Source organism: Nonomuraea sp. NPDC003709 (genome assembly GCF_040610775.1).
Lineage (GTDB): Bacteria > Actinomycetota > Actinomycetes > Streptosporangiales > Streptosporangiaceae > Nonomuraea > Nonomuraea angiospora_A.
Genome location: NZ_JBEXMW010000001.1, coordinates 597,401 through 617,787, shown reverse-complemented (window position 1 = coordinate 617,787; position 20,387 = coordinate 597,401). Strand labels below are relative to the sequence as shown.

The 20,387-nt window shown below is 72.3% G+C and carries 19 protein-coding genes; 5 read left to right on the top strand and 14 right to left on the bottom strand.

Features of this window, described 5'->3' with window-relative positions; genetic code table 11:
• Nucleotides 1-18: 18 nt before the first annotated feature.
• From ABZX61_RS02925 to ABZX61_RS02885, 9 genes are all read right to left on the bottom strand, one after another.
• The gene (locus ABZX61_RS02925; protein WP_350728538.1) at nucleotides 19-405 is read right to left on the bottom strand and encodes an Rrf2 family transcriptional regulator; all 387 of its coding nucleotides are present in this window, start codon (nucleotides 403-405) and stop codon (nucleotides 19-21) included.
• Nucleotides 406-464: 59 nt separating this feature from the next.
• On the bottom strand, nucleotides 465-1,406 hold the full coding sequence (locus ABZX61_RS02920; protein ID WP_355191002.1) for a sulfite exporter TauE/SafE family protein: 942 nt from the start codon (nucleotides 1,404-1,406) through the stop codon (nucleotides 465-467).
• A gap of 57 nt (nucleotides 1,407-1,463) precedes the next feature.
• Nucleotides 1,464-4,133, bottom strand: a complete 2,670-nt coding sequence (locus ABZX61_RS02915; RefSeq protein ID WP_355191000.1) for a fumarate reductase/succinate dehydrogenase flavoprotein subunit — start codon at nucleotides 4,131-4,133, stop codon at nucleotides 1,464-1,466.
• Nucleotides 4,134-4,838 carry an ATP-binding cassette domain-containing protein gene (locus ABZX61_RS02910; RefSeq protein ID WP_355190998.1) on the bottom strand — a complete coding sequence of 235 codons (705 nt, stop codon included), beginning with the start codon at nucleotides 4,836-4,838 and terminating at the stop codon, nucleotides 4,134-4,136.
• Entirely contained in the window at nucleotides 4,835-5,689 is an 855-nt protein-coding gene (locus ABZX61_RS02905) for an ABC transporter permease (RefSeq protein ID WP_355190996.1), read from the bottom strand. Before ABZX61_RS02905 ends, ABZX61_RS02910 begins: the two co-directional genes overlap by 4 nt.
• Complete coding sequence (locus tag ABZX61_RS02900; RefSeq protein WP_355190994.1) at nucleotides 5,686-7,083, bottom strand: ABC transporter substrate-binding protein; 1,398 nt, start codon at nucleotides 7,081-7,083, stop codon at nucleotides 5,686-5,688. The genes ABZX61_RS02905 and ABZX61_RS02900 overlap by 4 nt, the downstream gene beginning before the upstream one ends.
• Before the next feature lie 11 nt (nucleotides 7,084-7,094).
• On the bottom strand, nucleotides 7,095-7,322 hold the full coding sequence (locus tag ABZX61_RS02895) for a 4Fe-4S dicluster domain-containing protein (RefSeq protein ID WP_192790340.1): 228 nt from the start codon (nucleotides 7,320-7,322) through the stop codon (nucleotides 7,095-7,097).
• A gap of 2 nt (nucleotides 7,323-7,324) precedes the next feature.
• Nucleotides 7,325-8,059, bottom strand: a complete 735-nt coding sequence (locus tag ABZX61_RS02890) for a GntR family transcriptional regulator (protein WP_355190992.1) — start codon at nucleotides 8,057-8,059, stop codon at nucleotides 7,325-7,327.
• 433 nt (nucleotides 8,060-8,492) lie between these two features.
• Entirely contained in the window at nucleotides 8,493-9,053 is a 561-nt protein-coding gene (locus ABZX61_RS02885) for an NAD(P)H-dependent oxidoreductase (protein WP_350728531.1), read from the bottom strand.
• Nucleotides 9,054-9,175: 122 nt separating this feature from the next.
• Between ABZX61_RS02885 and ABZX61_RS02880 the strand changes: the two genes are divergently transcribed.
• From ABZX61_RS02880 to ABZX61_RS02870, 3 genes are all read left to right on the top strand, one after another.
• Nucleotides 9,176-10,120 (top strand): AraC family transcriptional regulator, encoded by a 945-nt coding sequence (locus ABZX61_RS02880; RefSeq protein WP_355190989.1) that lies wholly within the window; start codon nucleotides 9,176-9,178, stop codon nucleotides 10,118-10,120.
• A gap of 657 nt (nucleotides 10,121-10,777) precedes the next feature.
• Nucleotides 10,778-11,491 (top strand): hypothetical protein, encoded by a 714-nt coding sequence (locus ABZX61_RS02875; RefSeq protein WP_355190987.1) that lies wholly within the window; start codon nucleotides 10,778-10,780, stop codon nucleotides 11,489-11,491.
• Between the two features lie 43 nt (nucleotides 11,492-11,534).
• Entirely contained in the window at nucleotides 11,535-12,113 is a 579-nt protein-coding gene (locus ABZX61_RS02870) for a TetR/AcrR family transcriptional regulator (protein ID WP_355190985.1), read from the top strand.
• Between the two features lie 7 nt (nucleotides 12,114-12,120).
• On the opposite strand, the gene ABZX61_RS02865 is transcribed toward ABZX61_RS02870, so the two are convergent.
• Complete coding sequence (locus ABZX61_RS02865; protein ID WP_355190983.1) at nucleotides 12,121-14,877, bottom strand: AAA family ATPase; 2,757 nt, start codon at nucleotides 14,875-14,877, stop codon at nucleotides 12,121-12,123.
• A gap of 102 nt (nucleotides 14,878-14,979) precedes the next feature.
• Here ABZX61_RS02865 and ABZX61_RS02860 point away from each other — a divergent pair, with 102 nt between their 5' ends.
• A complete protein-coding gene (locus ABZX61_RS02860) occupies nucleotides 14,980-15,594 on the top strand; it encodes a LysE family translocator (protein ID WP_350728526.1) in 615 nt (204 codons plus the stop codon).
• A gap of 4 nt (nucleotides 15,595-15,598) precedes the next feature.
• Nucleotides 15,599-16,147 carry a TetR/AcrR family transcriptional regulator gene (locus ABZX61_RS02855; RefSeq protein WP_355190981.1) on the top strand — a complete coding sequence of 183 codons (549 nt, stop codon included), beginning with the start codon at nucleotides 15,599-15,601 and terminating at the stop codon, nucleotides 16,145-16,147.
• Here ABZX61_RS02855 and ABZX61_RS02850 read toward each other — a convergent pair.
• The 4 genes from ABZX61_RS02850 to ABZX61_RS02835 are packed head-to-tail and all read right to left on the bottom strand — an operon-like array spanning nucleotide 16,133 to nucleotide 20,386.
• Nucleotides 16,133-17,329: a hypothetical protein gene (locus ABZX61_RS02850; protein ID WP_355190979.1), complete on the bottom strand. Its 1,197-nt coding sequence runs from the start codon at nucleotides 17,327-17,329 to the stop codon at nucleotides 16,133-16,135. The two genes, ABZX61_RS02855 and ABZX61_RS02850, sit on opposite strands and share 15 nt — an antisense overlap.
• 9 nt (nucleotides 17,330-17,338) lie before the next feature.
• Nucleotides 17,339-17,719, bottom strand: coding sequence for a Rid family detoxifying hydrolase (locus ABZX61_RS02845; protein WP_185071114.1), 381 nt, complete (start codon nucleotides 17,717-17,719; stop codon nucleotides 17,339-17,341).
• A gap of 9 nt (nucleotides 17,720-17,728) precedes the next feature.
• Nucleotides 17,729-18,796 (bottom strand): alanine racemase, encoded by a 1,068-nt coding sequence (locus ABZX61_RS02840; protein ID WP_355190977.1) that lies wholly within the window; start codon nucleotides 18,794-18,796, stop codon nucleotides 17,729-17,731.
• A 48-nt stretch (nucleotides 18,797-18,844) separates the two neighbouring features.
• Nucleotides 18,845-20,386, bottom strand: coding sequence for a D-aminoacylase (locus tag ABZX61_RS02835; RefSeq protein ID WP_355190975.1), 1,542 nt, complete (start codon nucleotides 20,384-20,386; stop codon nucleotides 18,845-18,847).
• Nucleotide 20,387: the final 1 nt, after the last annotated feature.

Below are 20,387 nucleotides of genomic sequence, written 5' to 3'. Positions count from 1 at the left end.
ATGCCCGCCTCAGGAGTGCTATGCGGGCTCGGCGGAGTCCACGACGTCGGCGAGGGTGATCTCGCCCAGCAGGGCGTCCTCGTGGCTGCGCAGCTGGGCCCAGATCTCGGCCAGCGGCGCGGCGGCCTTCGGGAAGGGCCGGGTCGCCTGCTCCACCCCTTCGGTGACGCGGATGATGTCGGCCAGGGCGATCTCCTTGGCCGGGCGGGCGAGCCAGTAGCCCCCGTCGGGGCCGCGCTGGCTGTTGATGAGGCCGGCCCTGCGGAGCTGGAGCAGGATGTTGTCGCAGAAACGGCGCGGGATTTCCTGGCTGGCGGCGATCCATTCCGCGTGCACCGGGCCGTCCGCCACGGCCAGGGCGAGCATGGCGCCGAGAGCGTACTGGGTACGGGCAGAGATTCTCATAGGCATCAAATGCGTCGGGCTCGGCTCCCCCGCGGGAAGCCGAGCCTGCGCGCGTGGCCTCAGGCGGAGGCCGTCTCCTCCTCCGCCGTCGTACGGGCCTGCAGCTCGGACTCGACCGCCTCGACCGACTCGTTGGCCTTGTCACGGCGGTACTCGCGGACCGACCAGGCGATGGCGGCCACCCAGATGAGGGCGATGACGATGTACGCGACCGTCTGGACGCCGCCGGAGGCCTTGATCCAGTCGCTGCGCAGCAGGCTGCGTACGTTGGTCAGCACGATGACGCCGCCCACGGCCGAGCCGAGGATGCGCGGCGGGATGTGCCGGACGAGCCAGGCGGCGATCGGCGCGGCGATGACGCCGCCGAGCAGCAGCACGGCCACCCAGGCGAAGTTGATGTTCTCGGAGCCGATGCCGACGAAGAAACCGATGCTGGCGGCAATGGCGACGAGGAACTCGCTCGCGTCGACCGAGCCGACCACCTTGCGCGGGGCCAGGCGGCCGCTGGCCAGGATGGCGGGGGTGCCGACGGGACCCCAGCCGCCACCGCCGGTGGCGTCCACGAAGCCGGCCACCAGGCCGAGAGGGGCGAGGAAGCGCCTGCGCAGCGGCTTGCCCAGGTTGCCGCGCGGCAGCCCGAAGGCGGTGAAGCGGATGAGGATGTAGACGCCCAGGCTGAGCAGGATGAGCGACATGACCGGGGCGGCGACCTCGGTCGAGAGGCTGGACAGGAACGTCGCGCCGGCGAAGGCGCCGACCGCTCCCGGGATGCCGATCTTGGCGACGACCTTCCAGTCGACGTTGCCGAAGCGCCAGTGGGAGATGCCCGAGGCGAGAGTGGTGCCGATTTCCGCGAGGTGGACGGTCGCCGAGGCGGCCGCCGCATTGGTGCCGATGGCCAGCAGAAGCGTGGTCGACGTGACGCCGTAGGCCATGCCCAGGCTTCCGTCGACGAGCTGGGCCGCGAAACCGACCAGCCCGAGCAGGATGAGCGCTCGCACAACCGCCCCTTTCCCTATCTTTCCTACTATCCAAGTAGGGTTAAGGATTTATGAGTTTCAAGATCGAGTCAAGTCATGGATCGCTCTTCGTGCATAAGCCCGTACGTCGGCGTCCGGATCGTCAATGACGGCGCGCAGTCCGGCGGCCGCCTCGGAGGTGGTCGCCCAAGGGGTGAGGGCGAGCACGGCGGCCTTGCGCACGTCCTGGTTGGCGTCGGAGAGGGCCGCGACCAGCGCTTCGATCGCGGTGGCCGGGTCGGCGGCGGCCAGGCAGCGGGCCGCTCCCACGCGTACCTGCCAGTCGGGGTCCTCCAGCCCCTTGACGGCCGGCGACTCCAGCGGGACGCCCGCGGCGCCGGACGCCTCCAGCGCGGCGGCCCTGACCAGCGGGTCGGCATCGTCCGCGAGCACCGCCAGCGACCCTGTCGATCTGCCGATGAGGCCGAGGCCCTTCGCCACCCATACGCGCACCTCGCGCGACGGGTCGCCGACGGCCGTGGCCACCAAGGCAGCCTCGTCGAGCGAGACCAGCCCGCGGATCGCCTCGATGCGCACCCGGCGGTCGGGGTCGCCGATCCCCGCCGCGAACGCCTCCCGGTCGCCGAGCCGCAGCGCGCGCAGCACGTCGAGCGCGGTGGCCCGGACGACGGCGTCCGCGCCGGTCAGGCAGCCGGCCAGGGCCGCGCCCAACGAGGGGGTGGCGGGCAGCACCTCCACCAGCTCCCTCAGCCCGGTCGCCGCGGCCCGCCGCACCGTGCCGTGGCCGTCCCCGAGCGCGGCGACCAGCGCCTCCCCCGCCCCCTCGGGGACGGTCTCGGTCAGCGTGGCGATGGCGGCCCGCCGCACCTTGGGGTCGGGGTCGGCGAGGTAGGGGGCGAGCCGCTCCACGTCGGGCTGCTCCTCGGCCAGCCGGTGCAGCTCCAGGATCCGGGGCGAGCGCCCCACGGCCGCCCGCTCCTTCCGCACGCCGTCCGTGCGCCGCACGGTGGCGGCCGACTGCGCGCCCAGCAGCACCGGCTCGCCCGCGACCGGCTCGAACTCGGGCACGGGCACCAGGTACGGCTCCACCGGCCGCTTGACGAACTCCATCGCGCCGTCGGCCCTCTTGCGGAGGTTCAGGTGGTAGAGCCACGTGCCGTCGTCGCGACCGGGCAGGTCGGCGCGCTCGTGGTAGAGACCCCACCGGCTCTCGGTGCGGGTGAGCGAGGACCGGGCGGCCATCTCGGCGCAGTCGCGGATGAACGTGACCTCCGCGCAGCGCATCAGCTCGTGCGGGGTACGCGCGCCCATCGCCGCGATCTCCTCGCGCATCCGCTCGAACGACTCCAGAGCGATGTCCAGCTTGGCGGCCGTCTTCGGCGGGGCCACGTAGTCGTTGACGAAGCGGCGCAGCTTGTACTCCACCTGCTGCTGCGGCGGCCCGTCGGGGTTGGCCAGCGGGCGGTAGACCAGCGCGTGCGCCTCCGCGATCTGATCCTCGGGCAGGGCCCGCGGCCGGACGTGGTGCTCGGCCGCGTGCGCCCCGGCCAGGTCGCCGAACACGAACGCGCCGATCATGTAGTTGTGCGGCACGCAGGCCAGGTCGCCGGCCGCGTACAGGCCCGGCACGGTGGTGGCGCCGTGCTCGTCCACCCAGACCCCCGAGGCGGAGTGGCCGCCGCACAGCCCGATCTCGGAGATGTGCATCTCCACGTCGTGGGTGCGGTAGTCGTGGCCGCGCCCGGCGTGGAAGGTACCGCGGGTGGGGCGCTCGGTGGTGTGCAGGATGCCCTCCACCGCGGAGATCGTCTCCTCAGGCAGGTGGGTGAGCTTCAGGTAGATCGGCCCGCGGGCCGACGCGATCTCGGCGGCGACCTCGGACATCATCTGCCCCGACCAGTAGTCGGAGTCGACGAACCGCTCCCCCTGGTTGTTGACCTGGTAGCCGCCGAACGGGTTGGCCACGTACGCGCAGGCCGGGCCGTTGTAGTCCTTGATGAGCGGGTTGATCTGGAAGCACTCGATGCCGCTGAGCTCGGCGCCCGCGTGGTAGGCCATGGCGTGGCCGTCGCCGGCGTTCGTGGGATTCTCGTACGTGCCGTAGAGGTAGCCGCTGGCCGGCAGCCCGAGCCGCCCGCTGGCGCCGGTGGCCAGGATCACGGCACCGGCCCGCACCGTGACGAACCGTCCCGACCTGGTGTCGAACCCGGCGACCCCGACCGCCCGGCCGTTCGAGGTGAGGACCCTGACCGGCATGACGCGGTTCTCGATGCGGACCCGTTCCCTGATGTCACGGCGGCGCAGCACCCGGTAGAGGACCTTCTTGACGTCCTTGCCCTCGGGCATCGGCAGGACGTAGCTGCCCGAGCGGTGCACCCTGCGCACCGCGTACTCGCCGTACTCGTCCTTCTCGAACTTCACGCCGTACCGCTCCAGGCGCCGGACCATCGCGTGGCCCCTCGTGGCGGTCTGGTAGATCGTCTTCTGGTTGACGACGCCGTCGTTGGCCCTGGTGATCTCGGCGACGTAGTCCTCGGGGGTGGCCTTGCCGGGGATGACGGCGTTGTTGACGCCGTCCATGCCCATGGCCAGCGCGCCGCTGTGCCGTACGTGCGCCTTCTCCAGCAGCAGGACGTCGGCGCCGCGCTCGGCGGCGGTGATCGCGGCCATCGTGCCCGCGGTGCCGCCGCCGACGACGAGCACCTCGCACTCCAGGCTCAGGCGGTCCTCGATCGGGGGGATCTCCATCTACAACTCCTCCAGGATCCTGGCGCGCAGGTCGTTCCGGTCGCCGTCGGCCACGCCGAGCACCGAGCGGACGTCCTGGCCGCCCAGCACCACCACGCGGTCGGCGAGCAGCAGCGCCTCGTCCACGTCGTGGGTCACGAAGATCACGGTGGCCCGGGTGCCGCGCAGCACGTCGAGCAGCAGGCGCTGCATCTGTGCCCGGGTCTGGGCGTCCAGCGCGCCGAACGGCTCGTCCATCAGCACGGCCCTGGGCGCTCCGGCCAGCGCGCGGGCGAGCTGGACGCGCTGCCGCATGCCGCCGGACAGCTCGCGGGGCAGGTTGTCCTCCGCCCCAGCGAGGCCTACGCGCTCGATCCACTCGCGTGCCTGCTCCGCGCGCTCGCGCCGCGCCACTCCCCGGATCTTCAGCGGCAGCTCGACGTTGCGCCTGACCGTTCGCCACGGCAGCAGGCCGTCGTCCTGGAAGACCATCGCGCGCTCTCCCGACGTGCCCGCGACCTCGGCGCCGTCCGCGAGGATCCGCCCCTCGTACGGCGCCAGCAGCCCGGCCAGCGCCCGCAGCAGCGTGGACTTGCCGGAACCCGAGGCCCCGACCACGACCAGCACCTCGCCCGGTACGACCTCCAGATCGACCTCGCGCAGCACCAGGCCGCCGCCGTAACCGAGGGACAGCCCGTCGAGGGCGAACCCCAGCCCCGCGGTCATCGCCCGCTTCCTTCCGCCCGCGGCAGCCAGCGGGTGATCCGGCGGCCGACCAGCTCGACCACGGCCGAGGTGAGCCAGCCGAGCAGGCCGATGGTGATCATCCCGACGATCACCGCGGGGTAGTCCACGAGCGTGTACGACTGCCAGGTCCGGTAGCCGATCCCGAACTCGCCGGAGATCATCTCGGCCGAGATCACGCAGATCCACGACACGCCCATTCCGACCGACAGCCCGCCGAACACGCCCGGCAGGATCCCGGGCAGCACGACGTACCGGAGCACGTGGCGGCGCCCGCCTCCGAGCGTCCTGACGGCGTCCTCCCAGAGCGTCGGCAGCGCCCGTACGGCATGGCGCGTGCTCACCATGATCGGGAAGAACGCGGCCACGAACGTGATGAACACGATGCCCTGCTCGTCCGTCGGGAACAGCAGGATCGCCACCGGCACCAGCGCGATGGCCGGGATCGGGCGGACGGCTTCGAGCAGCGGGAGCAGCACGTCACGCGTGCGGCCCGACCTGCCCACGAGCACGCCCACCCCGATGCCCGCCACCGTGGCCAGGCCGAAGCCGGTGAGGATGCGGATCAGGCTCTGGAGCAGGTCGAGCAGGTAGACCTGGGTGGCGAGCTGCCTGGCCGCCTCGCGGGCGATCTCGTCGAGCGTCGGCAACCGGTCGAACCTGAGCCACAGCCGGGCGTCGGTGACGGTGAGCAGCTGCCACAGGCCGGCCGCCGCCGCCACGGACGCCACCCTGACGGCCCACCGCCCCTTCCCGGCCCGGGGCGGCGCGGTGACCTTCCGCGCCTTCCGGGGGCCGGTCGTCTCGCGTGGGAGTACTTCGGCGCTCGTCATGCGTCGCCGCCCCGCCCGGCCGCCTTCAGCGCGGCCTCGTAGGTGACAGGCTCGGTCCCGGGGTGTGCCTTCCGGTAGGCGTCGGCGCCGTCCTGCGTGGTGAACGGCAGGAACCGCGACCGCTCGGGTGCCGCCGGGTCCCGGAGCCAGACCGAGCCGTCGGCGAACCACCGGGTGCCGGTGGTCGTGTCGGGCACGTACGCGGCGCGCACCGCCGTACCGGCCTTGGCGATCTGGCGCAGCAGGCAGGTGGGCGTGGCCGCGGGCCGCGTCGTCGCCGCGCCGGCCGGCCACAGCTCGGACGCCGTCCTCGGGTCGGTGATCTGGCCGCCGCAGGCGGGGTCGGTGCCGGTGATCCGGGCGGGGTTCGCGGTGGAGGCCAGGTCCTTGTCGTACGAGGGCCCGTACGCCTTGCGCAGGTACGTGTCGTTGACGAATGCGGAGACGTCCACCCCGGCGAAGTCGGTGCCGATGCGCTTGAGGAACGGCACGTCGTGCTCGTGCGCCGCCTTGAGCTGCGGCTTCAACGTGACGTCGAACGTGGAGATGCCGCCGGGGCCGTTGTAGAGGTAGACCACCTCGGCGGGCAGGCCCGTGGTCCCGGCCACGGACTCGGCGGCCTCCAGCGGGTGCTCGTGCAGGTAGCGGGTGGCGTCGATCTGCGCCTTGAGGAAGGCGTCCACGACCTCCGGGTGCTCCTTCGCGTACGCCTGACGCACCACCACACCGTGGAACGTGGGCACGTCCAGCGCGGAGCCGTCGTAGATCAGCCGCCCCTTGTGCTGGAAGACCAGCAGCCCCGGCCAGGCCACGAACTGCGCGTACGCCTGCACCCCGCCCGACTCGAGCTGGGAGGCGCCCACCGCGGGCTGGTGGTTGACCACTTCGACACCCGTGACCCCGGCCTTCTCCAGGGCCTGGACCAGCGTGCCGTGCCCGGCCGAGCCCAGGCTGGCGGAGATCTTCGCGCCCTTCAGGTCCGCGAGGGTCTTCGCCTTGGAGCCGGGCGGGACGACGACCATGTTGAGCCCGCCGCGCAGGTTGTAGCCGGTGACCGAGACCAACTCCGTACGGGCGGCCGGGATCCCCTGGGTGCGGGAGGCGTTGATCAGCAGCGGGTAGTCGCCCATCGAGCCGATGTCGATCTTCCCGGCCACCATCTTCGCGGTGATGGGCGCGCCGGTGTCGTAGTCCTGCCACTCGACGGAGTACTTGCCGCCGAGTCGCTTCTCCAGATAGCCGAGCGAGCGCAGCAGCGTGCCCGCCGTCACCGTGTTGATGGTCTTCGACTGGTAGCCGATGACGATCTTCGTCTTGCCTTCGCCGCCCGCCGCGCCGGTGACCGAGCACCCGGCCGCCGCCAGCAGCGCGACGGCCGCCAGGGCCTTGCGCATCGTGCTCTCCCTCATCGCAGCAGGTAGGGGATGTTGATGGTGACCGCGTCCACGGGGCACCGCGCGGCGCAGGGACCGCAGTACCAGCACTCGTCCACGTGCATGTACGCCTTGCCGGTCTCGTCGCTGATCGCGAGCGAGTCCAGCGGGCAGGCCTCGACGCAGAGCGTGCAGCCGTCGATGCAGAGCGCCTCGTCGATGGTCACGGGGACCTCGACCCGCTGGGTGATCAGGGCCATCGTCACTCCTTGTCCGCGGCGCGGTTCAGGTGCCCGCGCATGGTCAGCCGGTCGCCCCTGAAGCGGATGAACTCCAGGTCGACCGGTCGGCTGTCGGCCAGGTGGGTGAGCCGTTCGACCATGAGCAGCGCGGCGCCGGGCGGCGCGTCGAGCACGGCCGCGGTGTGCGCGTCGGCGTTGACCGCCTCCAGGGTGAGCTCCGCCGTGCCGAGCGGCTGGCCCGTGATGCTCTCCAGCAGCACGAAGATGTCGTTGTGCTCCAGGTCGGCGTCGAACAGCGGCTCTCCGACGTCCCGCACCAGGTAGGTCAGGTCCAGGGAGAGGGGCAGGCCGTTGAGGCGGCGCAGCCGTTCGAGGTAGACGACCTGCTCGCCGGCGGGCAGGTCGAGCCGGTGGCTGACCGCCCTGGGCGGCTCCATCAGGGTCATGGTCCTGATCTGGTTGGTGACCTCGCCGTGCTCGTGCAGGGTCTCGGCCAGACCGAGCAGCCGGTGCAGGCCGTGCGGGTACTTCTCCCTGGCCACCGTGGTGCCCACGCCCGGACACCGCTCGACCAGGCCCTCCTCGCGCAGCAGCCCGAGCGCCTCACGCACGGTGTTGCGCGAGGCGCCGAACTCGCGCGCCAGCGCCGCCTCCAGCGGCAACTGGCCGCGCGGGAAGTGCCCGTGGACGATCTGCCTGCGCAGCAGGTCGGCCACCTGCCGGGCATGGTCGGCCCGGCGCCGTGTGGGTCCCACTTGTGCCTCCCGGCGGTCCTCAATCGGCCTCCGACAAGCACAACCTAGCAATCCGGTAGGGAAATAGGGATAACGGTCGGGTTGCGCCACCCGACCGCCCCGCCGCCCCATCCCCGATCAGCCGTTCCCCCAGAACGCCCCCAAGATCTGCCACCCCGCCGCCACCCAGGAAACGACCGAGCCCCCACCCCCGGCCACCGCACCGCGCGCCCCCCCTGCCACGGCACCGACCGGCCACGCCCTCGCCCGCTCCCCAGGCGCCCAGGCCCGCCATCACCCCCAGCGCCGTCGCCGCGACACCGTCGCCCCCACGCCGTCACCCCAGCCCCCCTCGAACTGCGGGTGCCGGGGTGCGGTGGCTCGTCGGTGGTCGGTGGTCGGCGAGCTCGCCGGGTCGTAGCCGAACCACCGAGAGCCGGGCGCGAATGCGTGGTCAGGCCGCCCGCAGCGGGCGGAGGGCGCCGCCCCAGGCGAGGACCTGGTCGAGCATGACGCCGAGCTTGTCCTCGTGCACGGCGGCGGGCTTGAACGCGGTCATGTTCTCGAAGTCCGTGAAGATCGAGAGTGCGACCTGCTGCTGCACAGTGGCCACGCCGACATTGGAGAGGACGTCGCGCAGGTGCCCGACGGCCTGGACCGCGCCGCCCACCCCGCAACCCACGAAACCGGCCGCCTTGTTGGTCCACTCCGCATACAGGAAGTCGATGGCGTTCTTCAGCGAGCCCGGGATCGAGTGGTTGTACTCGGGCGTCACGAAGACGAACGCGTCGAAGGATGCGATCTTCGCCGCCCACTGCTTGGTGTGCTCGTGCGCGTAGTTCCCCGCGGCGGGGTGCTGCGGCTCGTCCAGGTTGCCCAGGGCGTAGTCCTTCAGGTCCACCAGCTCGTACTCGGCGTCGCCGCGCTTGGCCGCCAGCTCGTGGACCCACTGCGCCACCGCCTCGGCGTTGCGGCCGGGACGGGTGCTCCCCAGGATGATGCCAACCTTGATCATGTCAATCGGTCCTCTCAGCGAGTCAGGAAGTGCCTGACCAACAGTAGGAGCCGAGATTGAGATATCCAATGCTCCAAACACTACTTTTTATACGCAAGAGTCTCTGGCCTTAGACTGGTGACATGGATGTGCTGAGCGACGTCGTCGCCCTCATGCGTACCGGCCGCCCGACCTCCGTGCGCATCTCCTGGCGGGCCCCCTGGGGCAAGGAGTTCCCGAAGGTGCCGGGGTCCGCCGGCTTCCAGATAGTGCTGCGCGGGTCCTGCTGGCTCATCCCGCCCGGCGGCGAGCCCAAACCGCTGAGCGTGGGCGACGTGGTCTTCTTCCCGCACGGCGACGGGTACGGCCTGGCCGACACCCCCGGTACGCCGCTCGCCGCGCCGGTCTGCGACCCGTACCTGGAGGCCGAGCTGTTCGCCTCGACCATCGAGGGCGGCGACGGGGCCGAGACGGTCACCCTCTGCTGCGGCTACCAGCTCGACCCCACCAGGACCCACCCGATCCTGAACGCGCTGCCCGACGTGATCCACCTGCCGACCACGCTCGGCCACCACCCCGAGCTCCGGGCCGCCGTCGAACTGCTCGCCGGCGAGATCGACAACCCCCGGCCGGGCGCCGACACCGTCGTCACGTCCCTGCTCGACGTCCTCCAGCTCTACATCCTGCGCGCCTGGTTCGACCTGGAGTCCGACGCGTGCAGGGAATCGGGCTGGGCCGCCGCGCTGGCCGACCCGGCCATCGGCCGCGCGCTGGACGCCATCCACCGCGCCCCCGCCCACCACTGGACGGTCGAGTCGCTCGGCGCCCACGCCGGGCTCTCGCGCGCCGGCTTCGCCCGCCGCTTCACCTCCCTCGTCGGGCAGCCGCCGCTGGCGTACCTCACGTGGTGGCGCCTGGCCACGGCGGCCCGCATCCTGCGCGAGTCCGACGTCTCGGTGGCGGAATTGGCGCAGCGGGTCGGGTACGGGTCGGAGTTCGCGTTCGGGAACGCGTTCAAGCGGCAGCACGGGCTGGCGCCCGGGAAATACCGCCGCCAGGTGTGCGAAGAGGCTCGTACGGCCTCCTGAGATTTGGGGGGGGTGGCTGGGGCAGATGGGGATCAGCTACCCCACAATGGAGCAATGGCATACCCTCCGCAGCCTCCCCCGCCCCAGCCCCAGCCGGAAGGCCCGTGGGGCGCGCAAGGAGCGCCGCAGGGGTACGGCCCGCAGCAGCAGCCCTATGGCCCGCCACCCGGCCAAGGCGGCCCTCCGCAGCCCGGCTACGGCCAGAGCCAACCGGGATACGGCCAACCCGGCCACCCGGCCCCACCCGGGCAGGGCGCCCCACCACCCGGATACGGCCCACCGCCTGGGCAGGCAGCCCCACCACCCGGATACGGCCCGCCGCCTGGGCAGGGGGTCCCGCCGCCCGGATACGGCCCACCGCCTGGGCAGGGAGCCCCTCCACCCGGATACGGCCCACCGCCTGGGCAGGGAGCCCCTCCACCCGGATACGGCCCGCCGAATGGGCAGGGGGTCCCGCCGCCCGGGTACGGGCCGCGGGACGGGCAAGGTGGCTATGGGGCCGGGCAGGGGCAGCCGCCGGGATCGGGCGGGCCGCCGTACGGCAACCCGACCGGGCCCCAAGGCACGCTGCTGCTCCCGGCCCCAGGCCCCGTCCCAGGCCCGCCGCCCCCGGCTCCGCCGCAGAAGAGCACCAACGCCCTGGTCATCGGCCTGGTCGTGGGCCTGGTCTCGGTCCTCCTGATCGGCGGCGGGGTCGTCGCGTTCCTCTACATGCGCGACTCCGGCCAGAACCCGCCCGTCGCGCTGCCGACCGCCGACCCGGTCCCCACGACCACGACGGCACCGCAGTCCGACCCGCCGTCGGCCGCCCCGTCGGACCCGCCCACCTCCGAGCCCGCCGAGCCCACCCCGGCCCCCAGCGACACCAGCTCCAGCACCTCGAAGCGGGTGGATCCCGGCTCGCCGCTCACCGACGACGAGTTCGAGGACTGGGACTTCAAGCTGGGAGACGTGAAGCTCCAGGCCAAGAAGGTCGCCGGGTGGACGTACGACAGCTGCGACCCGGTGGACGGCCAGGGCGTGCTGGCCAAGAACAACTGTCAGCGCGCCGTCCAGCTCGCGTACTCGGCGGACGGCGGGCACATCAAGGCGGTCCAGCTCCTGCTGTCCTTCCCCAGCGAGGGTGCCGCCAAGACCATGGCCACGCGCCTGGCGTCGCTCACCTCGGACGCGGTCAAGTGGCACACGGACAGGACGCTCAAGAGCTACGCCTACGGCAAGATGCGCTCGAGCGCGTCCAAGAAGTACGTGGTCATCACGGTCCTCACCGCGGACAAGGCCGCCAAGCCCATGGCCACGTACTACCACCAGTACCTGCAGAGCGACATCGCGAGCTACTTCCTCTTCCGCGACCTGACCATCACCAGCTGACTGGAGCAACGCTAGGACTCCTAGTCATGCTAGCGTGCGAGGTATGTCGATAGCCGCCCGCCGGGCACGCGAACGCGCGCAGCGCCACCAGCTGATCATCACCGCAGCCCGCGAACTCGCCGAGTCCGAGGGCTGGGACGCCGTGACGACCCGGCGCCTGTCGGAGCGCGTCGAATACAGCCAGCCGGTGCTCTACAGCCACTTCAAGGGCAAGGACGCCATCGTGCGGGAGGTGGCGATCGAGGGGTTCGTGGAGCTGGCGAACAAGCTCCGGGCAGCGCGGACGGCGGGCGGCGACCCCCAGGCGGTGCTGCGCCGGGTGGCGACGGCCTACCTCGACTTCGCCCGCATCCACAGCGCCCTGTACGAGGCCATGTTCGTCATGCCCGTCGCCATCCCCTTCGCCACCGACGAGACGCCGGAGGAGCTGCGGGCGGCGTTCGGCGAGTTCGTGCTCGCGCTGGAGCCGGTGGCCGGTGAGCACCATCCCGGCGTCTTCGCCGAGGTGGTGTGGGCCTCCCTGCACGGCCTGGCCACCCTGGCCCACGACCGGCGGATCCCGGCCGAGCATCAGGAGGCCAGGATCGACCTGCTCATCGACCACCTCACCCGGCCTGCCTGACCCCGCGCTAAGCCAGCAGCCCCAGCCGCCGTCCGGCCGCGGCCGCCTGCGTGCGGGTAGAGACCTCCAGCTTCCCCAGGATGTTGGACACGTGCACGCTGACCGTCTTCTGCGCGATGAACAGCCGTTCCCCGATCTCCCGGTTGGTCAGGCCCTCGGCGACCAGCCGCAGCACCTCCGCCTCCCGGGCCGTCAGCCCGCCGTCGCCCTGGCCGCCGCCGTGCCCGCCGGCGGGCACGAACCGGGCCCGCCGCCCGAACTCCTGCAGCGCGTCGGCCAGCGGCGTGGCCCGCAGCCGCTCCGCCGTCTCCCGCGCCAGGGCCCACTCCGCCTGCGCCGCCTCCCGGTCGCCGGCCGCCAGCAGCGCCTCGGCCAGCCGCCAGCGGGCCCGCGCCACCTCGTAGACGAACCCGAAGTCGAACGCCTCCACGACCCGGCGCCACAGCTCCACGTCGAGCCGCCCGTGCACGCGATGCCACTCGGCCTCCACCCGCACCGCCCAGGCCAGCCCCTCGGGCCCCAGATGGCCGGGCTCGCCGGTGGGCCCGGACTCGACGGCGAGGCGGGCGCGGGCGCGCAGCTCGTCGGCGCCCTCGGTGGTGCCGAGCTCGGCCAGCGCCCACAGCCCGATGGCGGCCAGCCGCAGGATCCACGCGTAGCCGTCGACCATCGGCGCCAGGACCGCCCGCACGTGGTCGAGCGCCGCCGCGGGGTCGCCGTGCCAGAGCGCGTGCTCGGCGGCCAGGCCACGGGAGATGTATCCGGCCAGCTCGTCGTACCAGAACGGTCGCACCCAGCTCAGCCGCGCCTCGACCGCGGGCAGATCCCGCGCCACCTCGATGAACAGCGCGAACGACGACAGCGTCGCCTCCGGCAGCGTGCCCACCCGGGTGCCGAAGCCGGACGCGACGGCCTCGGCCTGGTCCCACTCGCCGGCCGCGTAGTGGATCAGGAACCGCAGGAAGCGCAGGTCGGTGCCGTAGGTGCTCCACTTGAGCCCGGTCTCGGACGCCACGCGGACGCCGGTGTCGGCCACCTTGGCGGCCTTGGCCAGCATCCCCTGCTCGTAATGGAGGCGGGCGTGCAGGAAGTGGGCGCGCAGGTCCATCGCCAGGTCGCCGGAGCTCTCGGCGGAGGCGCTCTCGACCAGCTCGTGGGCCCTGGCCACATCGCCCTGGTGCTCCACGTAGGCGGCCAGCGTGAGGAGGGCGCCCACCTCGGCGTCCCTGGCACCGGCCGCGCGCGCGGTCTCCAGCGCCCGCGCGGTCAGGGCCTCGACCTCGCGGTGGCGGGGGCTCCACAGCAGGGAGCGGGCATGCGTGGCCAGGGCGCGGGCGAGCGCGGGCTGATCCTCTGCGCTCTCCACCGCGCGCTCCGCCGCCGCGATGGCGCCCGGCTGGTCGTCGGCTTCGTAGAGGTAATAGGCCAGGCGTTCGCTGACCTCGGACGTCTGCGGCAGGGCCTTGAGCTGGGTGATCGCACGATGCTTGTCGCCGCTGTCGGCCGCCGACACGGCGCTGCGGAGCGCCAGCGCGAACCGGCCCTCCCCGGCCAGCTCCGCCGCGCCCTCGACCCGGTCCCACAGACCGAGCACCTGGTCGTAGTGGCTGTGCGCCTCGGCCGGAGCCCCGAGCCGCTCGGCCAGGCGCCCCGCCTCGGCGGAGGCCGCCAGCGCCCCGGCCAGGTCGTGACCGGCGAGGTAGTGGTGGGCCAGCTCGGCGGGTGAGGTCAGCAGCTTGGCGAAGGCGGCGTGCAGCCGCGTGCGCTCGCCGGGCAGCAGGTCGGTGTAGACCGCCTCCTGCAGCAGGGCGTGGCGGAAGGTGTAGCCGTAGCCGTCGACCCTGAGCAGCCCGCGCGAGACGATCTCCCTGACCGCCTCCTCGAACTCCACCAGCGGCAGCCCCGACACCTCCCGCAGCAGCTCGTCCTCCACCCGGCGGCCCGCCACGGCGGCGGCCCGCAGCACCCGCTGCCCGGCCTCCGACAGCAGCTCGACCCTGGACATCAGCAGGCTGGCCAGCCCGTCGGGCAGGCTGTCGCCCTCGGCCATCGCCGCGAACAGCTCCTCGGCGTAGAACGGGTTGCCGTCGGCGCGGGACACGATGAGGCCGAGCGCCTGGGCGCCCACCTCACCCATGGTGGCGACATAGTCGGACATGTCGCCGGAGCCCAGCGGCTTCAGCTCCACGCCCATCACCGTGGGCAGCCGCCGCAGCTCGGCCAGCACGGACCGGAGCGGGTGGCGGCGGTGGAGGTCGTCGGTGCGGTAGGTGCCGACCACGCAGACCCGCTCGCTCTGCACCATGCGGCTGAGGAAGACCAGCAGGTCACGGGTGGACCGGTCGGCCCAGTGCAGGTCCTCGATCACGAACAGCACCGGCTGCACGTCGGCCAGCAACCCCAGCAGCGAGCCGAACAGCCGCTGCTGCGTGAGCCCCGCCGAGGGGGCGCTCTCCACGCCCGGCAGCAGCTGGCCCAGCATGGGATGGGCGGCGGCGGCCTCGCGCACGGCCGGCTCGGCACCGCGCAGCGCGTCGGCCAGCGGCAGGTAGGGCAGCGCGTCGCCCAGCTCGGCGCACTGGCCGACCAGCACGTGGAAACCGCGCTCGCGGGCCTCTGACACCAGCTCCGAGATCAGCCGGGTCTTGCCGATGCCCGCGTCTCCGCCGACGAGCGCCACCCCGGCCGTGCCCTCGGCTGCCGACTGCAGCACCCGCACCAGTCCGGACAGCTCTGCAGAGCGCCCGACGAGAAGACCGTTCACGCCAGAAACTATGCCACGCCCCACTGACATCCCATTGGTCCAGGAAATTGGACCAAGATTGGCCCTCATCTACATACCAAAGGCATTTTACGCTGCTGTTTCGTGATTCAGCCAACGACTTTCGCCCTCTTCATCACGGCCTCGCTCGCCCTGGTGCTCATCCCCGGCCCGAACCACCTCTACATCACCGCCAGGGGCCTCGCCCAGGGCCGGGCGGCGGGCCTGGCCAGCGCGTTCGGCGTGGAGACCGGCACGCTCGTGCACATCGCGGCCGCCGCCGCGGGCCTGTCGTACGTGATCTCGCAGTCGGCGACGCTGTTCGCGGTCGTCAAGTGGGCCGGCGTCGCGTACCTCGTCTATCTCGGCATCCGCGCGTTCACCGGCAAGGAGACGGAGGGCGTGGCGCCGCCGCCCCAGCCGCTGCGCAAGGTCTTCCTCGAAGGCGTGCTGGTCAACGTGCTGAACCCCAAGGTGGCGCTGTTCTTCCTGGCGTTCCTGCCGCACTTCGTGCGCCCGGAGGCGGGCTCGCCCGCGCTCCAGGTGGTGCTGTTCGGACTGACGCTGCTGCTCCTGGGGCTGATCTCCGACGTCGTGTACGCCTGCACCGCCGGCGCCCTCGGCACCCGGCTCGCCGCCCGGGCCAGGACCCTCCGGTACGTCAGCGGCTTCGTCTACCTGGGACTGGGAGTGGCCACGGCCTTCGCCGGGAGAAAATGACCCTATGGCGCCGAGGAAACAGCAGGAGATCTTCGATGCGACGTTGCGGCTGGTGGCGGAGAAGGGCTACGACGGGCTGACCGTCGAAGGGGTCGCCGAGCACTCGGGCGTCAACAAGACGACGATCTACCGCTGGTGGCCGTCCAAGGCCGCGCTGCTGGGGGCGGCGCTGGTGGAGGCCGACGTGCTGGGTTTCGAGGCGCCGGACACGGGGAGCCTGCGCGGTGACCTGGTCGCGCTGGTCGAGGGGGTGCGGCGGCTGCTCACCGAGCCGCCGTCCAGCGACATCGCCGTAGCCGCGCTGGCCGCCGCCGTCCGCCATCCCGAGCTGGACGCGCGCCGCTTCTTCGCCGACCGCTTCGCGCGGGAGCGGGAGATCTTCGAGCGTGCGGTACGGCGGGGCGAGCTGAAGGGGTCGGTGGACCCGATGCTGATCGTCGACCTGCTGGCCGGGGCCGTGTGGATGCGGGCGGTCTTCCGGGGCCTGCCCGTCGCCGACGACTTCCCCACGGCGACCGTCTCGGCCCTCCTGGACGGGCTACAACGCTTCTGAGAGCGCGGCCGGGATGCGGTCCAGCACGGGGTGGGGCACCAGCCCGTACGCGTAGAAGTCCACGGCGAGCGCGCCCGCCGCCTTCGCACCCCGGGCCTTGGCCACCAGCCGGTCCGTCGAGTCGCTGTCCGGGTAGCCGGGCCGCAGCACCGCCCGCACCTCCCGGTCCTTGCCCACCGACCGCAGGTAGGCGCCCACGTCGTCGGCCACCCGAGCCGCGTCCCGCGCGTACGCCAGCACCCCGAAGGCCGGGACGAGGTCACCCAGCGCCACCAGGTCGACCCCGAGCTGCCAGGCGTCGTGCGCCGCGAGCCCGGGTGTGGGCAGCCCGTCCGTGTAGCCCTTGACCGCGCCGGTCGAGTCGATGAACACCAGCTTGGAGCCCTCGTCGGACACCGCCGAGGCCACCTCGGACACCAGCGTGGTGACGGTCTCGGACCGGGCCCGCGCGTAGGCCACGACGTCGGGCCCCGCGTAGGCGGTGAGCGCGGCCCGGGTCACCTCCCCCTGCGCGGGCGGGTCGCCGTCGAACACGCCGCCCACGATCCTGGCGCACTCGTCGCGCGCCACCTCGGCGTTCACGCCCAGGTCGGTGGCGCGGCGCATGCAGTAGTCGCAGAAGCAGAGCGCGAACAGGTACGCGTCCATCGGCCCCAGCGGCACGAACGAGCGCTGCGGCTTGAGCGGCCTGAAGTGCAGCGACTCCGCCACCACGCTGTCGACCCCGAGCCTGGCCACCGCCCGGGCCAGCGCGACCGCGTATTCGCGCACGTCGGGGTGGGCGGGGCACAGGTCGGTGAGGGAGCCGCGGTCGCCGAAGCAGTCGCGTACGGTCACGTCCGGATGCTTCGTGCCGAGCGTGGCGTTGCGCAGGAAGACCGTCCATCCGTGGAGCTTCATGGACCGCTTCGCACAAGCCTCGCGAAGACCGTCGAGGGCGTTCAGATAGCCGGGCACGGGAGACAGGCGGAGCCCGGCGAACAGATCGGACGGCGGGGGGAAGTGCGCCCCGTCGTGGCGGATGGTCAGCCGGGACAGTCCGTGCGGGGTGACGTCGCGGGAGGCGTGGTGCACGGCGCCGACGGTGATGCCGCTCACGCCGTACGCGCTGATCCTGTCGAGCACCCGCTCGACGCCCTCGCCGCGCAGGTCCTCGACGAAGACGTACACCGAACTGTCCACAAGCAGACCTTAAGCGCTCTTGTGAGCGACGAAGTCGATCTCCACCAGGATGCCCAACAGCTGGGATCCTACGGTGGTGCGCACGGGGAACGGCTGGCTGAAATAGGACTTGTAAACCTCGTTGTAGGCGGCGAAGTCGCGCTCGAGGTGCTGCAGGTGGACCGTGGACTTGATCACGTCGTCGAAGCCGAGACCGTGGGCGGCCAGGATGGCGCCGAGGTTGCGCATGACCTGGTGCGTCTGGGTGGCCACGTCGTCGCCGACGATCTCACCGGTCTGCGGGTCGAGCGGGCCCATGCCGGAGGTGTAGACGAAGTCCCCCACCACGAGACCCTGCGAGTAGGCGCCGATCGGGGCGGCGCCTTCGGTGGTCCTGAGCTCCTTTTTCACCGTGTCTCCCTAGAAATTGGTGGTTATCTGGCCAACGACACGGTAGTCCTGGTCCACCAGGGGCAGCACGCGCCACTTGTCGAACGCGGTGCAGGGATGGGAGATGCCGAAGGCCAGCAGGTCACCGGGCTTGAGACCGTCGGCGCGCACGACCGTCTGCTGGTCCTGCATCTTCACGATCGTGACGCCGTCGCGGCGCGGGATGGGCAACCCCTCGTCGTAGGGCGCGTCGCGCTTGCCCATGCCCACGATCGCCAGCCCGGGCTCGGGCGTGGACAGCACGTGCGCCCAGACCTCCAGCGCCGGGCGCAGCTCCCCTTCGATGCGGTTGAACGGGGTGCGCTCGCGGTAGTAGCCGTCGTCGTGGGTGACGTACGCGCCGCTGCGCAGCAGGATCCTGGCCTGGGTGGTGACGAGCTCGCGGCCGATCACGTCGAACCACTGGCTGCCGCCCACGGTCAGGATCGGGTTCTTGAGGCGGACATACTCGACGGCCTCCTGCAGCAAGTACAGATATTTCCGGACCTCGTCGGCGGTCTTCAGCGCGCCCTCGTACCCGGCGACCCCGGCCAGCTCGACGCCTGGGACCCCCTGCACGTACGACACCAGGCTCAGCAGCTGCTCCAGGGACCGGCACCCGGCTCGTCCGCCTTCGTGCCCCAGCTCCACCAACACCCGGAACGGCCGGGACGCGGCATGCCGAGCGAGAATGTCCACTCCGGCCTCGGAGTCCACGAAGCTCAGGAGCTCGAACGCGGGATCCCGCTCCAGCTCGCCCGCGGCCCAGTCGAGCCCCGCCGGGTCCACGAGCTGGTTGGCCACCAGGATCCGGCCCACCCCGAACCCGCGGACCACCCGCGCCTGGCGCGGCGTCGCGACGGTGAGCCCCCAGGCGCCCGCTTCGAGCTGAAGCGCGGCGATCTCAGCGGACATGTGCGTCTTGGCGTGCGGCGCCAGCTCCATGCCATGATCGCGGACGAAGGCCGCCATCGTCTCGATGTTGTGCTCCAGCGCGTCCCGGTGCACGACCATGAGGGGGAGTTCGAGTCCACCCGCGAAGACCTGCTGCCCGAGCACAATGCCCCTTTCGTCCGCGTCCGACCCTATCTCAGACCTTCGCCGCAATCATGGACGGAGCGCACGCCCCGGAGTGGCGCCGGTCAGCTCTCCCCCGGCCAGTACGCGTACCCCCGACACGAGCACGTCGTCGACTCCGGCCGCGAGCGTGCGCGGCGCCTCGTAGGTCGCCCGGTCGCCCACCGCCGCCGGGTCGAACACCACCACGTCGGCCGCGAACCCGCCCCGCACCAGCCCCCGGTCCGTCAGCCCGAAGCGCCTGGCCGGGTGGGAGGCCAGGTGCACCACGGCCTGCTCCCAGGTCCAGTCGGACAGCTCCCGCACGTGCCGGCCGAGGAACCTGGCGAACGCCCCGAAACCCCGCGGATGCGGATGGCCGCCCACATAGATGCCGTCGGAGCCGCCGGTGTGCGAGGGGTGCCGGAGCATCCTGCGTACCGACTCCTCCCCTTCCGGGCCCTCGTCGGGGCGGGCGGACACGACGCCCGCCTCCAGCCGCGTCTCCGTCAGGAGACGGCGGCAGAACTCGGCGGGCGCCGACCCGTCCCGTTCGGCCGCCGCCACGATGGTCAGGCCCTCGGCCCACTCCATCCCCGGGGCATGCGAGACGGTCAGCCGCGGCCAGACGGCGTCGAGCGTCGGCCACCAGCCGTCCAGCTCGTCGGACGCGATCATCTCCAGCGCCCGGTCGGTCTCGGCGCCCGGCACGGAGCCGGGCAGCACGACCATCGCCAGGATCGTGTTGCCGCGCAGGTAGGGATAGGTGTCGAAGGTGAGGTCCACGCCCTTGCCGAGCGCCTCCTCGACCAGCGGCAGCAGCACGTCCGCGGGGCCGTGCAGGTGGGAGACGTGCACGGCGGCGCCGGAGCGCTCGGCGATGTCGATGACCTCGGTCATGCCCACGCCGGCCTGAGGGCCGTACGCGCGCATGTGGGTGACGTACGGGAGGCCGCCGAGCGGGGCGCACAGGGCGGCCAGCTCCTCGGCGGTGGCGTAGCGGCCGGGGAGGTATTCGAGGCCGGTCGACAGGCCCACCGCCCCCTCCGACAGGCCCCGCTCGACGTGCCCCAGCATGGCCGCCAGGTGGTCGCGGGAGGGCGGCTCGGGCGAGGGCCCCATGACGTCGTAGCGGATGGTGCCGTGCGGGAGGAGGTACGCGGTGTTCAGCGCCACGGCGCGGTCGTAGCCGCCGAGCAGCTCGCCGACCGTCAGCGGCCCATCGGCGGCGAGCGGGCCGTCGAGCGGCCCGTTGACGGCGGCGAAGTAGCGGGAGGCGTAGGCGACGGTGGCGGCCGAGCCCGGGGCGAAGGACAGGCCGTCCTGCCCCAGCACGAACGTGGTCACCCCCTGCCGCAGCGCCGCCCGCTGGACCGCCGGGTCGAACACGGCCGCGTCGCCGTGGGCGTGACAGTCGACGAAGCCGGGCGCGACGAACCGCCCCGTCGCGTCGATCACGGTCTCCGCCCCGGCGCCGCCCAGCCTCCCGATCGCCGCGATCTTGCCGTCCGCGACCGCGACGTCCGCCCGGTACGGCGGGGCGCCCGTCCCGTCGAGCACCCGGCCGCCGTTGATGACTACGTCGAACCTCACA

Coding starts and splice junctions, on each gene's coding strand:
- ABZX61_RS02925 (WP_350728538.1), bottom strand. CDS start 405: ATGAGAATCTCTGCCCGTACCCAGTACGCTCTCGGCGCCATGCTCGCC.
- ABZX61_RS02915 (WP_355191000.1), bottom strand. CDS start 4,133: ATGGAGATCCCCCCGATCGAGGACCGCCTGAGCCTGGAGTGCGAGGTG.
- ABZX61_RS02910 (WP_355190998.1), bottom strand. CDS start 4,838: ATGACCGCGGGGCTGGGGTTCGCCCTCGACGGGCTGTCCCTCGGTTAC.
- ABZX61_RS02905 (WP_355190996.1), bottom strand. CDS start 5,689: ATGACGAGCGCCGAAGTACTCCCACGCGAGACGACCGGCCCCCGGAAG.
- ABZX61_RS02900 (WP_355190994.1), bottom strand. CDS start 7,083: ATGCGCAAGGCCCTGGCGGCCGTCGCGCTGCTGGCGGCGGCCGGGTGC.
- ABZX61_RS02895 (WP_192790340.1), bottom strand. CDS start 7,322: ATGGCCCTGATCACCCAGCGGGTCGAGGTCCCCGTGACCATCGACGAG.
- ABZX61_RS02885 (WP_350728531.1), bottom strand. CDS start 9,053: ATGATCAAGGTTGGCATCATCCTGGGGAGCACCCGTCCCGGCCGCAAC.
- ABZX61_RS02880 (WP_355190989.1), top strand. CDS start 9,176: ATGGATGTGCTGAGCGACGTCGTCGCCCTCATGCGTACCGGCCGCCCG.
- ABZX61_RS02870 (WP_355190985.1), top strand. CDS start 11,535: ATGTCGATAGCCGCCCGCCGGGCACGCGAACGCGCGCAGCGCCACCAG.
- ABZX61_RS02855 (WP_355190981.1), top strand. CDS start 15,599: ATGGCGCCGAGGAAACAGCAGGAGATCTTCGATGCGACGTTGCGGCTG.